The organism is Actinosynnema sp. NPDC020468 (assembly GCF_040642015.1).
In the GTDB taxonomy this organism is placed as follows: domain Bacteria; phylum Actinomycetota; class Actinomycetes; order Mycobacteriales; family Pseudonocardiaceae; genus Actinosynnema.
The window spans coordinates 195,828-209,767 of the sequence record NZ_JBFAEO010000002.1; the positions used below are offsets into that span (position 1 = coordinate 195,828).

Annotated in this window: 11 protein-coding genes; all 11 read left to right on the forward strand. The window is 73.8% G+C overall.

Going from position 1 to position 13,940, the window contains the following annotated elements:
* The first annotated feature begins 121 nt into the window (after positions 1 to 121).
* Positions 122 to 1,258, forward strand: coding sequence for a Gfo/Idh/MocA family oxidoreductase (locus AB0G50_RS03080; protein ID WP_360101620.1), 1,137 nt, complete (start codon positions 122 to 124; stop codon positions 1,256 to 1,258).
* Positions 1,255 to 2,721, forward strand: a complete 1,467-nt coding sequence (locus AB0G50_RS03085; protein ID WP_360101622.1) for a TldD/PmbA family protein — start codon at positions 1,255 to 1,257, stop codon at positions 2,719 to 2,721. The genes AB0G50_RS03080 and AB0G50_RS03085 overlap by 4 nt, the downstream gene beginning before the upstream one ends.
* A complete protein-coding gene (locus AB0G50_RS03090; RefSeq protein WP_360101624.1) occupies positions 2,721 to 4,043 on the forward strand; it encodes a metallopeptidase TldD-related protein in 1,323 nt (440 codons plus the stop codon). Before AB0G50_RS03085 ends, AB0G50_RS03090 begins: the two co-directional genes overlap by 1 nt.
* Positions 4,040 to 4,846, forward strand: coding sequence for a DUF4438 domain-containing protein (locus tag AB0G50_RS03095; protein ID WP_360101626.1), 807 nt, complete (start codon positions 4,040 to 4,042; stop codon positions 4,844 to 4,846). Before AB0G50_RS03090 ends, AB0G50_RS03095 begins: the two co-directional genes overlap by 4 nt.
* A gap of 64 nt (positions 4,847 to 4,910) precedes the next feature.
* Positions 4,911 to 5,711 carry a DUF4438 domain-containing protein gene (locus AB0G50_RS03100; protein WP_360101628.1) on the forward strand — a complete coding sequence of 267 codons (801 nt, stop codon included), beginning with the start codon at positions 4,911 to 4,913 and terminating at the stop codon, positions 5,709 to 5,711.
* Positions 5,704 to 6,339: a GntR family transcriptional regulator gene (locus tag AB0G50_RS03105; RefSeq protein WP_360101630.1), complete on the forward strand. Its 636-nt coding sequence runs from the start codon at positions 5,704 to 5,706 to the stop codon at positions 6,337 to 6,339. The genes AB0G50_RS03100 and AB0G50_RS03105 overlap by 8 nt, the downstream gene beginning before the upstream one ends.
* A gap of 201 nt (positions 6,340 to 6,540) precedes the next feature.
* Positions 6,541 to 8,106: a phospholipid carrier-dependent glycosyltransferase gene (locus tag AB0G50_RS03110; RefSeq protein WP_360101632.1), complete on the forward strand. Its 1,566-nt coding sequence runs from the start codon at positions 6,541 to 6,543 to the stop codon at positions 8,104 to 8,106.
* Positions 8,107 to 8,162: 56 nt separating this feature from the next.
* Entirely contained in the window at positions 8,163 to 9,419 is a 1,257-nt protein-coding gene (locus tag AB0G50_RS03115; RefSeq protein ID WP_360101634.1) for a hypothetical protein, read from the forward strand.
* 219 nt (positions 9,420 to 9,638) lie between these two features.
* Positions 9,639 to 10,301 (forward strand): alpha/beta fold hydrolase, encoded by a 663-nt coding sequence (locus AB0G50_RS03120; RefSeq protein ID WP_360101636.1) that lies wholly within the window; start codon positions 9,639 to 9,641, stop codon positions 10,299 to 10,301.
* Positions 10,298 to 11,122, forward strand: coding sequence for an SDR family oxidoreductase (locus AB0G50_RS03125; protein WP_360101638.1), 825 nt, complete (start codon positions 10,298 to 10,300; stop codon positions 11,120 to 11,122). The genes AB0G50_RS03120 and AB0G50_RS03125 overlap by 4 nt, the downstream gene beginning before the upstream one ends.
* 21 nt (positions 11,123 to 11,143) lie before the next feature.
* Complete coding sequence (locus AB0G50_RS03130; RefSeq protein ID WP_360101640.1) at positions 11,144 to 13,897, forward strand: non-ribosomal peptide synthetase; 2,754 nt, start codon at positions 11,144 to 11,146, stop codon at positions 13,895 to 13,897.
* The last annotated feature ends 43 nt before the right edge of the window (positions 13,898 to 13,940 follow it).

Sequence of the window (13,940 nt, forward strand, 5' to 3'; positions counted from 1 at the left end):
GGTGGTGGGCGGGACTCGCGAGCTCGGTCGGTAGCGCTGTGACCGGGGTCACTGTCATTGTCGATTGTCGGCAATCGACAGTCGGCCTACGGTCGGGACACCGAGCGGAGGGAAGTGGCGCATGGACAGGCTCAGGGTCGCGGTCGTCGGTGCCGGCAGGTGGGCGCAGCGGGCGCACGTGCCGGGGTGGCAGCGCGACGAGCGGGTCGAGGTGGTCGCGCTGGTCGACACCGACGCCGACGTGCTCGCCGACGCCGGCCGCCGGTTCGGGATCGGCCGGTTGACCACCGACTACCGCGAGCTGCTGGACGACCCGTCGATCGACGTGATCGACGTGGCCACCGCCAACACCGCGCACTTCGAGGTGTCCGAGGCGGCCATCGAGGCGGGCAAGCACGTGCTGTGCGAGAAGCCCGTGCACCGCGACTACCGGGAGACGCGCCGGCTCGCCGAGGCCGCGCGGGCCAAGGGCCTCAAGACCAAGCTCGGCTTCACGTTCCGCTACGCGCCGGCCGTCCGGTACGCCAAGAGCCTCATCGACGCCGGGTTCATCGGCACCCCGTACGTGTTCAACGGGTTCGAGCAGAACAGCCAGTGGATCGACCCGGCAACGCCGATGCGCCAGGTCGACCCGGACGCCGACCCCGCCGTGCTGGCGACCTCGTCCATCGAGGGCTACGGCGCGCCGATCATCGACATCATGCACTGGTGGGCGGACGCCGGGCTCACGTCCGTGGTCGGCACCATGCGCAACTTCGTGCCCGAGCGCGTCGTCCGCGCCACGGGCCGCAGCCAGCGGCTGAACATCGACGACGGCGACATGTGGATCTGCGAGTTCGACGGCGGGATGCTCGGCTCGATCCAGTCCTCCTACGTCACGGTCGGCAACCTGCCCGGCATCGAGGCCCGGTTCTACGGCTCGGAGGGCGCGCTGATCGTCCGGCTCGTCGAGGAGGCGGGCATCTGTCAGACCATCCGCACCGCCACCAAGGACGACGTGGAGTTCGTGGAACGGGAGATCCCGCGGGAGTTCTTCCCGCCGGGCGGCGATTCCGCCGAGGACTGGGACTCGCTGTTCTACGCGAACCTGTGCGCCGACTTCACCACCGAGCTGCTCGACGGCGGCGACGTCAACCAGGGCGACTTCGCGCAGGGCGCGCTGGTCCAGGAAACCGTCAACGCCTTCGAGGCGTCCTTCCGCCGGCGCGCGTGGGTCGACTTCCCGCTGGCCGACGACGTGGCCGGGGACGTGGCGTGAGCGCGCACGGCTGGGGTTCGCTCGCCGACGACGCCACCGCGCGGGCACTGGTGGAGGTGGCGCTGGAGGAGCTGGACGGTCGGGCCGAGCACGCCGACGTCCGGCTGGTCGAGGCCGAGGAGCTGCGGGTGTACCGGCAGCTCGGCGCGGACGTGGACGAACGGCTCGAGCACTCGCTCGGCATCGGGGTGCGGGTGCTGGTCGACGGGGTGTGGGGGTTCGCCGCCCGCCCGCTGGCCGACGGCGCGGACGCGGTCGCGGCGGCCCGACGGGCGCACGCGCTCGCCGTGGCGGCCAAGGGCACGTCGGCGCCGGTCCGGCTGCCGGTGCTGGAGCCGAGCAGCGGGCGGTACGAGACGGTCGTGGCGCGGGACCCGTTCGCGGTGTCCGAGGAGGTGCGGCAGGCGCTGCTGTCCGACGCGCTGGACGCGGCCGCCGCGCCGCGCGAGGTGGTGTCGGCGCAGGCCGGGGTGAACGCCAAGCGGCAGCACCGGCACTTCGGCAACCTCGCGGGTTCCCGGCAGCACCAGCACTTCCTGGAGTCGGGCGTGCTGGTGCTGGTGATGGCGGCCGGGCACGGCGACGTGCAGCGGCGCAGCTACCCCAACTCGTTCCACGGCGACACCGGCGCGGCCGGCTGGGAGTTCGTGGAGGCCCGCGACCTGGTGGCCAACGCCGCGCGGGTCGGCGAGGAGGCCGTCGCGCTGCTCACCGCGCCCGTCGCGCCGTCCGGCACCGCCGACGTGGTGCTGGGCGGGCAGCAGATGTCGTTGCAGATCCACGAGTCCGCCGGGCACGCGCTGGAGCTCGACCGGATGCTGGGCGACGAGGCCAACTTCGCCGGCACGTCGTTCATCGGCGTCGGCGACATCGGCTCGCTGCGGTACGGCTCGCCGGCCGTCACGATCACCAGCGACCCCACCGTGCCGGGCACGCGCGGCAGCTTCGCCTACGACGACGAGGGCACACCCGCCCGCCGCAGCACGCTGATCGACCGCGGCGTCGTCCGGAACACGCTGTCCACACTGGACTCGGCGGGGCGGACGGGCGCGGCGCTCACCGGCGCGGCGCGGTCCGACGGGTGGGCCTACACGCCGGTCTGCTTCGCCACGCACGTCTACCTGGAACCCGGCGAGGGCACGCTGGACGAGTTGTGCGAGCGGCTCGGCGACGGCTACTACGCCGAGGACAACCGGTCGTGGTCCATCGACGAGCGGCGGCTGAACTTCCAGTTCGGCACCGAGGTCGCCTACGAGGTGCGCGGCGGTCGGCGCGGTCGGCTGCTGAAGAACTTCTCCTACGGCGGTGTCACGCCGGCGTTCTGGGGATCGGTGGAGGCCGTGGCGGACGACCTGAGGATCTTCGGCTACCCGTGCGGCAAGGGCGAGCCCAAGCAGTGGAGCTTCCTGAGCCACGGCGCGCCGTCCACGCTGGTGCGCGGCGTCCGGGTGGGGGTGGCGTGATGTCGTTCGCCGCACCGGTCGACCCGGACCGCGCCCGGGAACTGCTCGCCTCGGCGGTCCGCGACGTCGCGGCCGACCACGTCGACGCCACGCTGCTCGCGCGGGCCGGCGAGTACACCAGGTTCGCGGGCGAGCGGGTCCACCAGCCGCAGGACATCACCGAGCACCAGGTGGTGGTGCGCGCGGTCGTGGCCGGGCACGCTGCCAGGGTGTCGACCAGTCGGGTCGACCGGGTGCCCGACGCGGTGCGCCGGGCCACCGCCATCGCCCGCGACCTGGCCCGCACGGCCGGAAAACCCGGTGGCGCCTGGGTTTCCGGCGAGCCGGGCGCCGACGACCAGGTGCTGCGGCACGCGGACACGGAGGCGTTCGACGCGGGCGCCCGGGTCGCGATCGCCGCCGACGCGATGGGTCGGGCCCGGGCGGCCGGCACCACGGCGGCGGGCATGGTGGGTCGGGCGCTGACCCAGCTCGCGGTGGCGAGCAGTGCCGGGACGCTGCGGCACGTGCTGGCGACCGAGGCGATCGGCAGCCTCACCGTCGGCGACCGGGACGGCTCCGCCCACTGGGCGAACCTGCACCGGTCGAGTGACGCGCTCGGCGTGGACGTGGCGGGCACCGTCGAGCGGGCGGTCCGGTCCCGCGGCCGGCGACCGCTGCCCGACGGGCAGTACACGGTCGTGCTCGGACCCGAGGCGACCGGCGAGCTGCTCGGGTTCCTCGGCGTGCTGGGGTTCGAGGGCGGGCTGGCGGACGCCGGTGTCGGCGTGGTGGCCGGCCGTGCCGGTGGGCGGGCGGCGTCCCGGCTGGTCACGGTGGCCGACGACGCGTTCCACCCGTTCGGGCTGCCGATCCCGTTCGACCAGCTGGGCACGCCGAAGGTGGTGGTGCCGCTGCTGACCGACGGGCTCGTCGGCGCCGCGGTCACCGAGCGCACCGGGCACGCGCACGTGGCGCGGGAGGCGGCGCCGGCGACGGTCGCGGCGAACGTGGTGATGGCGGCGGGCACCGAGACCGAGGCCTCGCTGATCGCGGGCGTCGACGACGGGCTGTACGTGGAACGCTTCTGGTACACCCGACTGGTCGACCGCCAGGCGGGCACCATCACCGGGGTGAGCCGGGACGCCTGCTTCCGGATCACCGACGGCGCGCTGGGCGAGCCGGTGGCCGGCGCCCGGTTCACCCAGTCCGTGTTCGACCTGCTGGCGACCGTGGACGGGGTGGGCGCCGAGCTGCGGTCCCAGCCGATCATGAACGTGTGGAACGGCTCGGTCACCGCGCCCGCCGTGCGCGGTCACGGCTTCCGGTTCGGTCCGCGATGACGCCCCGCACCAACGCCGACCGGTTGCTGACGCAGGTGCTGGTGGGCGAGGTGTGCCCGCCGCGCGGCGACCGGTTCGGCTACCGGGTCGACGGCGACGGCGCGCCGTTCCTGCTGCCCGGCATGGGCGGCGTCACGCTCGGCGTGCGGGTCGGCGACCCGGCGACCGGGCACGCGGCCGACCACCTGGAGCCGGGGTTGTCCGTGTGGCACCCGGACCCGGAGGCGAACAACGCGCTCCAGTTCCTCACCTGCGTGGGCAATCCGGTGACCGTCCTGAGTGGATGGATGCCGGTCGGCCGGGTCATCGGGCAGCACGCGTACGTGCTGGTCGACCTGGACGGCGCGGAGGAGGTCGTGCCGGGTGACCGGGTGTCGATCCGGGCGCGCGGTCAGGGGTTGGTGCTGCTCGACCACCCGTCCGTGGTGGTGAAGAACCTGGACCCGGACCTGCTGCCGGCGTTGCCCGTGGACACCGCGCCGGACGGCAGGCTGCGGGTGTCGGTCGCGGCGCGGGTGCCCGCGTCGGCGGTCGGCGCGGGCACCGGCATGGTGTCGGAGTTCGCCAACACCGACCTGATGGGCGTGACGGGCCTGCGGATCGGCGACCTGGTGGCGCTGGAGGACCAGGACCACCGCTTCGGCCGCGGCCACCGGCCGGGGTACGTCGCGATCGGCGCGATCACCACGGGCGACTGCCGGCTGTTCGGCCACGGCCCGGGTCCCAGCACGCTGTTCACCGGCCCGGTCGACGCGTTCGACCTGGTGGACGACCCCACCGCGAACCTCGGAGCAGCCTGGTGACCGCACTCGCCTCGACCACACCCGGTGCTCGTCGTCCCGTGCCGCCGACCTCCGGAGGAGCCCGGTGACCGCACTCGTCCCGACCACCCTGCTCGGCGTCGTGGAGACACCGCGCCTGGGCGCGAACCCGTACCTGGTCGACCGGGACGGGCGGCCCTACGTGCCGACCGCGACCGGCGGGGTCGTGCTCGGCCTGCGGCTGGGCGACGGCGTGTTCGACTTCGACGCCGACCACGCCGCGCCCGGCGTCACGCTCGTGCACCCGGACCCGGCGGCGAGGCACGCGCTGACCGCGTTCTCCTGCCTGGGCAACGAGGTCGTGGTGCGCACCGGCGCCGCGGCGGGCAGCACCGGGCGGGTGCTCGGCAAGCGCGGCGACGAGGGTCGGGTGATCGCCGTGTTCGCGCCGGACGTGCTGGCCCGGATGGCGCCGACCGACCAGGTCGCGATCCGGGCCTACGGCCAGGGCGCGCCGGACTCGCTCAACATCGACCCGGCGGTGCTGGCGAAGTTGACCAGTCCGCTGTCGGTGCGCGCGCGGGTGCCGTCCTGGCTCGTGGGCAACGGGTTCGGCCGGCCCGCGCCGATGTGGGACCTGGACGTGCAGGTCGCGCGGGCGGACGCGGCGCACTGGCGGCTGGGTGATCTGCTATGCATTGACGACGTGGACGTCCGGCACAACGCGGGACGCCGGGAGGGGTGGCTGACGGTGGCGGTGGTGGTCCACGCGGCGAGCCCGCTGCCCGGGCACGGTCCCGGCGCGATGCCGATCCTGTGCGGACCGGCGGCGTCGTTCGCCGTGCGGGTGGACCCGGTCGACCACGTCGGCGTGACACCGGAGCTGCTGGGGTGCCCTGATGCCTGATCTGGAACACCTGTCCCTCCCGGACAGCGTGCACCGCCTGCTGCGCACCCGGATCCTGAACAACGAGCTGCCGTCGGGCACCCGCCTGGTGGAGGCCTCGATCGCGCAGGAACTGGGTGTCAGCCGCTCGACGGTCCGCCTCGCGCTGACCCGGTTGCAGGGCGACGGGCTGGTGGAGATCAGCCCGCGCCGGCACAGCGTCGTGACGCGACTGTCGCACGCGGACATCGAGGACGCGTGCTACGCCCGGTACGTGCTGGAGGAGGGCGCGTTGCGGGCCGTGCTGGCGCACGGGGTGGCGGAGCTGCTCGACCCGCTCGCCGAGCTGGTCGAGCGGATGGCGCACGCCGCCAACGCCAAGGACCTGGCGGCGATCGTGGACCTGGACACCGCGTTCCACGGCCGCCTGGTCGCCGCCGCGCGCAAACCGCGGCTCGCGCAGCTGTTCGGCGGGATGGACGCCCAGATGGGCGCGGTCATGCGCTCCTCGCTGGAGGAGCAGCACCTGGACCTGGCCGACATGCCCCGCATGCACCGCGAGCTGGTGGACGTGCTGGCGGAGGGCGACCCGGCGACCGCGGCGGCCACGCTGTACCGGCACTACCTGCGCGACGACTACCGGCTGTAAACCCTCTTCGGGACCGTGCCGGGCACGGTGCCCGCTCTCCAGGTCACGGCGGGCCGCCCTGGGCGGGTGCCACGAGGACGGCCGGCGCGGATCGGGCGGGCGGACCTCACCGCGCGGGTGGGCGCCGCGGACCGGCCGCGACGGGCCGACCCCGCCGATCGGAGGGGTGCGCGGTGTCGGTCTAAGATCGCTCGGGTGGCGATGACCGGCGTTGTGGAAGTCGGGGAGTTGCCGCCGGTCAGCGAGCCGGCGGAGCTGGGCCCGGACGATCGGGTGCGTCGGCTTCGGCCGGTGGTGCCGGGCGACCGGGCGCGCGGGTGGTGGGTCACGCTCGCGGTCACGCTGCTCGGCGGCGTCGTCCGGTTCTGGAACCTCGGGTGGCCCACCGACAAGGGCACCCCCGTCTTCGACGAGAAGTACTACGTCGCCCAGGCGTGGCAGGTGCTGCGCAACGGCGGGTACGAGGACAACCCCGGTTACGAGGTGGTGGTCCACCCGCCCTTCGGCAAGCAGCTGATCGCCGTCGGCGAGTGGTTGTTCGGCTACGACGGCGTCGGGTGGCGGTTCGCCTCGGCGGTCGCCGGCACGGTGTGCATCTTCCTCGTCGTGCGGATCGCGCGGCGGCTGACCAGGTCCACGCTGCTGGGCGCGCTCGCCGGGGTGCTGCTGATCTGCGACGGCGTCAGTCACGTGCAGTCGCGGATGGGCATGCTCGACATCTTCGGCGCGCTGTTCGTGGTGATCGCGTTCGCCTGCCTGCTGGTCGACCGGGACCAGGTCCGCGACCGGTTGGCCGCCGCCGTGGACGAGGGGTGGATCGGCCTGTCGGACTACGGGCCGCGGCTCGGGTTCCGCTGGTGGCGGTTCGCAGCCGGGATCTCGATCGGCCTGATGTGCGCGGTGAAGTGGAACGGCGCGTACTACATCGCCGCGTTCGGCCTGCTGACCGTGATCTGGGACGCCACCGCCCGCCGGGCCGCCGGGGTGGCCCGCCCGTGGGTCGGCGCGCTGCTGCGGGACGTGCTGCCCGCGCTGTGGGCGATCCTGCTGATCCCCGTGCTGGTGTACCTGGGGTCCTGGTGGGCCTGGTTCGCGAGCGAGACCGCGGTGGACCGGCACGCGGCCGGCACCCTGGTCGCGGCGTCGGACTGGCTGCCCGACGCGCTGCGGTCGTTCTTCTTCTACGAGGGCAACGTCCTGCGCTTCCACGAGAACCTGCTCACCAACGCGCCCGGTGTCGGCACCCACCCGTGGGAGTCCAAGCCGTGGACGTGGCCGATGGGCCTGCGGCCGATGCTCTACTACTACGAGCAGTCGCCGAGCCCGCTGGCGGCCGGGTGCGGCGCGGCGGAGTGCGTCGGCGCGACGATGCTCGTCGGCACGCCCGCGATGTGGTGGCTGGCGTTCCCGATGATCGGGTGGTCGCTGTGGCGCGCGCTGGCGCACCTGGACTGGCGGCACGCGGCCGTGCTGGTGGCCTACCTGGCGGGCCTGCTGCCGTGGTTCCTCAACGTCGACCGGCAGATGTTCTTCTTCTACACCACGCCGCTGGCGCCGTTCCTGGTGCTCGGGCTGGTGCTGGCGTGCGGTGACGTGCTCGGCCGGGCGGGTGCCGGCGCGGAGCGGCGCGGTACCGGGTTGCTGGTCGTGGCGATGTACACCGGCCTGGTGGTGGCCAACTTCGTGTGGCTGTGGCCCATCCTCAACGGCGTGCCGATCAGCGCGGACCAGTGGCAGGCCGAGCTCTGGTTGCCCAGCTGGCGCTGAAGTCCCGGTGTGGCAAGGAGTTCGACCCGGTCGCGGGCTGTGCTAGCTTCGTCGCGGTGAGTGTCGAGGAGATTCGTCGGTTGACGCCGGGCGAGGAGATCTTCGCCGGTGCGCACGCCTACATCGGGCACGCGGTCCTGGTCGCCGGTCGGGTGGACGAGGACGCGTTGGCGGCGGCGTTCGACGCGGTCGTCCGGTCCTACCCGGTGGTCGGGGCGGCGCTGAAACCCCATCCCGACGGCGGGCACGTGCTCGTGACGTCGGAGACGCCGCCCGCGATCTCGGTCGTGGCCGGTGACCCGGACGACCTGCTCGCCGGGTCGGTGCTCGACCAGGGCGTGCGGCTGGGCGCGGTCGGGCTGGTCCGCGACGGGGCCCGGGCGAGCGTCACGCTGTCCCTGCACCACTCCGTCGCGGACGGCGCGCACGGCGTCGCGCTGCTCGCCGCGCTCTGGTCCCGGTACGCCGACGCGGTCGAGGGGCGGCCGGTCGTCGTGGAGCCGCACGGTTATCCGCTGCCGGCCGAGCAGGTGCTGACCGCGCGCGGGGTGGTGAAGATCCCGCTCGACCGGTTGCCGCGGGTGGTCGACTGCGTGCCGCCTGCCCCGCCGGTCGAGGTGGCGGCCGGCGAGGACGAGTCCGAAGTGGACGAACGCGGGTTCCTGGCGTTGCGCGCCACCAGGGTCCTGCTCACGGTGGAGCAGACGGCCGGGTTGGTCGCGCTCGCGCGGGCGGAGGGCGTGACCGTCAACAGTCTCGTCTCGGCGGCGATCCTGCTCGCTGAGGCGGAGTGCCGCGGGTGTTCGCTCGCGCACCTGCTGCACGTGTACGCGGTCAACCTGCGCCCGATGGTGAGCCCGCCGGTCGGCGCCGCGGAGGCGACGAACCTGGTCGGCTCGGCGGTGTACCCGCCCACCACCACCTCGCCGACGGAATTGGTCGGACTGGCCCGGGCGATCCGGTCGGAACTGGAGAGCCAGGTGGCGGCCGGCCTCCCACTGCAAACCCCGTTGCACCTGGGCGACGCGCCGGAGGAGGGTGAGCCGACTACCCGGCTCGTGGTCGCCGCGACCAATTTCGGGCGTATTCCGGAATTGCCTTCGACGGCCGGGTCGGTATTCGAGGAGTACCGCGTCGCGATGGCCGGAAAACCCATTCCGGGCGGTTCCCGGCACGCGGTCAGCGGAACCTGCGTCATCCATTCGTTCGGCGGCCGGCTCGGGGTCGAGGTGCACCATTCGGCGGCGATGGCCGGGTGGGAACGCCGGCGGACCGGGCGCGTTCGGGCGGCACTGGTGTCCGCCGTTCGGTGACGGCGACCCGGCCGGGGCGGCGCCCGCCGGCGGACGCCCTGGTTGGGCGGGGTGGCGGTTGACAGCCGATGCCCGGTCGCATGGGTTGACATCCGCATGACCGGTTGTGACGATGGGATGACGGGATGCGACCGGGAACGATGATCAGGATTGGGGCGGAATACCGGTCGGAGGGGTGAACTGGGGGGAAGTGCGTTGCCGCGTGTCACTTTGATCTGCGTGCCGTTCGCGGGGGCCGGAGGGTCGTTCTTCCGCGAGTGGGACCACCTTTCCGACGACGTCGAGGTGCTCCCGGTGTCGTTGCCCGGCCGCGAGCGCCGGATCGACCAGGCGCCTTACCGGAATGTCCAACGGGCGGTGAACGGGCTGCTTCCCGATCTCCTCGCCGAGGTCGACCGAGACCGACCGGTGGCGGTGTTCGGGCACAGCCTCGGCGCGGTGCTGGCCTTCGAGATCGTGCGGCGGCTGGTCGACTACACCGACCTGCCGGTGTCCCGGCTGCTGGTCAGCGGGTCGCCGGGGCCGACGACGCGTCGCGAGGTCCGGGCGACCGGGTTGCCCGACGACGAGTTCCTGCGCCAGGTCGGCCGGTTCGCCGGGTTCACCGACGAGGCGATGACCTTCGACGGTGTCCGGGACATGGTGCTGCCGACGTTGCGCGCCGACGTGGAGATGCACGAGAACTACCGCCCCAGCTCGCGCGACCCGTTGCCGGTGCCGATCACTTCGTTGCGCGGGCGGTCGGACGAGCTGGTCGACACCGGGCAGGCGCGGGAGTGGGAGCGCGAGACCACCGCCGGGTTCACCCTCGTGGAGCCCGAGGGCGGGCACATGTACCTGGTCGACCGGCCCGAGGACGTGGTGCGGGCGGTCGGGTCGTGACGCTGGCCGGCAGGTGCGTGATCGTCACCGGCGCGGCTCGTGGTGTCGGTCGGGCGTGCGCGGTCGCGTTCGCCCGGGCCGGCGCGGACGTGGTGGCCCTCGACGTGGGGCACGACATCGAGGGCGTGCCGTACCCGCTGGGCTCGGGGAGCCAGCTGGACCTGACCGCCGAGCTGTGCCGGGAGGCGGGCGGGGTGGTGCTCACCGCGCGGGCCGACGTGCGGGACTCGGTCGCGGTGACGGCGGCGGTCGAGCGGGCGCACGACCGGTTCGGCCGGATCGACGTGCTGGTCAACAACGCCGGCATCGTCGCGCCGTCGGGCAAGGTCGTGCACGAGGTGTCCGACGAGGAGTGGGCGCTGCTGCTGGACGTCGACCTGTCCGGCGCGTGGCGGGCGATCCGCGCGGTCGGTCCGATCATGACGGCGCAGCGCTCGGGCAGCATCGTCAACATCGCGTCCACCGCCGGGTTGGTCGGGTACCGGCACTTCGCCGGGTACGTCGCGGCCAAGCACGGGTTGGTGGGGCTGACGAAGGCCGTCGCGCTGGACTACGCGCCGCACAGGGTGCGGGTGAACGCGGTGTGCCCGGGGAACATCCGCGACTCGGCGTGGGTCGAGGGCCGGATGCTGTCGGAGGTCGCGCGGTCGCTGGGTGTCCCCGTCGACGGGCACGAGACCGCGTTCACCGCGGACCAGCCGCTGAACGCGCTGGTCGAACCGGAGGACGTCGCGTCCGCCGCGGTGTGGTTGGCGTCGGACGACACGAGCCGGGTCACCGGGTCCGTCGTCACGGTCGACGGTGGTTTCACCGCACACTAGTTCCGGCTCGGGGGAGCAGCAATGCCATACGGGACAAGGGAAATCGACAACGGCGCGCACGCGCTCCGGACCCGGCTCACCGACGACGTCGGACCGGTGGTCGAGCGGTTCCGGGCGGCGGACGGGTTGTGGTCCGGGTGGGGTGTCGCGCCGCGGCTGTGGGTCGAGGAGGTGGCCGCGGGCGCGGACGACGCGCGGTCGGTTCGCCGCAGGCGTGCCGAACTCACCCGTGCCGTCCCGGTCCGGCGCGGGCTCCGGGCCGTGGTGCTGCGGTACTCGGACGGTCGGGCGGACCTGGTGCTCGTCGCGCGGCGGGACCGGCTGGACCGGCGCGGGCTGGAACTCGTCGCCGGTCACCTGGCCGACGGGCTGCCGCTCGTGGTGCCGACGGACCTGGCCGAGCACGTCGCGCCGGTGCCGGCGGCGGTGCCGTGGGGTGAGGGCGACGCGGGTCGCGCGGGGGAGTGGGGTCACCACGACCTCCCGCTGGACGGCGCGCCGACGGCCCAGGAGTGGATCGGGTGGATGGCCGCGCTCGGCGTGGTGCTGGCGCGGTACGAGAACACCGATCGGCCGGTGGTCGGGTTCCGCCGACTGGCCGTGCCGCCGGAGGTCGCCGACGAGCGTGGTGGCGCGGTGGTGGTCCCGCTGGACGGCGCGACCACGGCGGACCGGCTGGTGACCGACCTGGCGGACCTGGTCGCGGGACCGGTCGAGGCGACCGTGCCGGTGGGCGTCGGCGTGGTCGTCGGGTCGCCGGACGGGAACCCGCGGTCGGAGTACGTGCCGTACCCGGTGCCGCCCTTCCCTTTGACGGTGGCCGCGGCGTCGGCCGACGGCAGGCCCGTGCTGCGGTGGAGCCACCGGCTGGACGCGGTCTCGCCGGACCGGGTCGCCCGGTTCGCCCGGCACGCGGCGGCCGCGCACGCGCTCCTGGCGCGGCCCGAGGCGGACGTGCGGGCGATCGACGTGGTGTCCGACGAGGAGCGGCGGCGGATCGTGGCCGCCGGACGGGGGCCGCGGCCGACGTCGACCGGCGCGCGGCGGATCGAGGAGGTGTTCCGGGAGCGCGCGGCGAAGCAGCCGGACGCGGTCGCGCTCGTCGTGGAGGGGCGGGAGATCGGCTACGGGGAGCTGGACTCCCGGTCGACCGGCCTGGCGAACGCGTTGCGGCACAAGGGAGTCGGCGTGGGCGACCACGTCGGGGTGTGCCTGGAGCGGTCGGCGGACCTGGTGGTGTGCCTGCTCGCGGTGCTGAAGGCGGGCGCCGCGTACGTGCCGATGGACCCGGACTACCCGGCGGGGCGGCTGTCCTCCATCGCGGAGAACGCCGGGTTGGCGGTCGTGATCGCCGAGTGCGACGCGGTCGACGCCTTCGCGCACGCGGTGACCGTCGAGGAGTTGGAGGCGGTGGACGGGGACGCGGAGCCGGTCGACGCCGGGGTCGCGGACACCGCCTACGTCATCCACACCTCCGGCTCGACGGGACGGCCCAAGGGCGTCGCGGTGTCGCACGCGAACGTCGCCGCCCTGATCGACGCGACGGCGGACGACTTCGGGCTCGGCCCGGCCGACACGTGGACGATGTTCCACTCGGTGGCCTTCGACTTCTCGGTGTGGGAGCTGTGGGGGTGCCTGCTCACCGGCGGCCGGTTGGTCGTCGTGCCCTACTGGGTGTCGCGGTCGCCGGTGGAGTTCCTCGGGGTGCTGGAGAAGGCCGAGGTGACCGTGCTGAGCCAGACGCCGTCGGCCGTCGCGGCGTTGATCGACGCCATGAAGGGGCGCTCGGTCACCCTGTCGACCCGGCTCGTCGTCCTCGGCGGCGAGGCGCTCGACCCGCGGGTCCTGTTGCGCTGGTTCGACATCCGGCCGGACTGCCGGGTGGTGAACATGTACGGCATCACCGAGACGACCGTGCACGTGACGGCGCAGACGGTGACCCGGCGGGCCGCGTTGGAGGGCTCGCGGTCGGTGGGCGCGCCGCTGCCCGGCTGGCACGTGTACGTCACCGACCGGGACGGCCGGGTGCAGCCGTTCGGCGTTCCCGGCGAGATCTGCGTCGGCGGCGCCGGGGTGGCGAAGGGGTACGTCAACGCCGCGCCGTCCGACGCCGAGCGGTTCGTCCCGGACCCGTTCGCGGGCGGGGTGATGTACCGCAGCGGCGACTGGGGGCACCTGACCCCCGACGGGCGGCTGGTGCACCGCGGCCGGATCGACAGCCAGGTCAAGGTGCGCGGGTTCCGGATCGAGCTGGAGGAGATCCGGGCCGTGCTGCTCGGTGAGCCGGCCGTGCGGGAGGCCGCCGTCGTGGTGCGGTCGGACCAGGAGGATCCGACGACCGCGCGGATCGACGCCTACGTGGTGCTGGACGCGCCCCTCGAGGTGCGGGCGTTGCGCGCGACGTTGGCCGACCGGCTGCCCGCCTTCATGCTGCCCGCCGGCATCACCGTGCTGGACCTGTTGCCGCTGACCGTCAACGGCAAGGTGGACGTGGCGGCGTTGCCCGACCCGCGGTCCGCCGTCCGGACGGCGCCCGTGCGCGCCGCGTCCTCGACGGAGCGGGTGCTGGTGGAGCTGTGGTCGGCGGAGTTCGGCGTCCCGGTCGGCGCGGACGACGACTTCTTCGAGCTGGGCGGCAACTCCCTGCGCGCCGTGCGCCTGGTGGCCGCGTTGCGGGGCCGGGGAGGCGCGGTGCTCGCCGTGCAGGACCTCTTCCGCCACACCACGATCCGCCGGCTGTCGGAACTCCTCGGCTCCGCCGCGATGTCCTCCTGAGACTTCGCCGAGCCGTGTCCACTGCGTCCTGGATGGGTGAGAG

What these genes read in the sequence shown, in the direction of transcription:
- AB0G50_RS03080 (WP_360101620.1), top strand. Translation starts at nt 122, where the DNA reads ATGGACAGGCTCAGGGTCGCGGTCGTCGGTGCCGGCAGGTGGGCGCAG.
- AB0G50_RS03090 (WP_360101624.1), top strand. Translation starts at nt 2,721, where the DNA reads ATGTCGTTCGCCGCACCGGTCGACCCGGACCGCGCCCGGGAACTGCTC.
- AB0G50_RS03095 (WP_360101626.1), top strand. Translation starts at nt 4,040, where the DNA reads ATGACGCCCCGCACCAACGCCGACCGGTTGCTGACGCAGGTGCTGGTG.
- AB0G50_RS03105 (WP_360101630.1), top strand. Translation starts at nt 5,704, where the DNA reads ATGCCTGATCTGGAACACCTGTCCCTCCCGGACAGCGTGCACCGCCTG.
- AB0G50_RS03110 (WP_360101632.1), top strand. Translation starts at nt 6,541, where the DNA reads ATGACCGGCGTTGTGGAAGTCGGGGAGTTGCCGCCGGTCAGCGAGCCG.
- AB0G50_RS03130 (WP_360101640.1), top strand. Translation starts at nt 11,144, where the DNA reads ATGCCATACGGGACAAGGGAAATCGACAACGGCGCGCACGCGCTCCGG.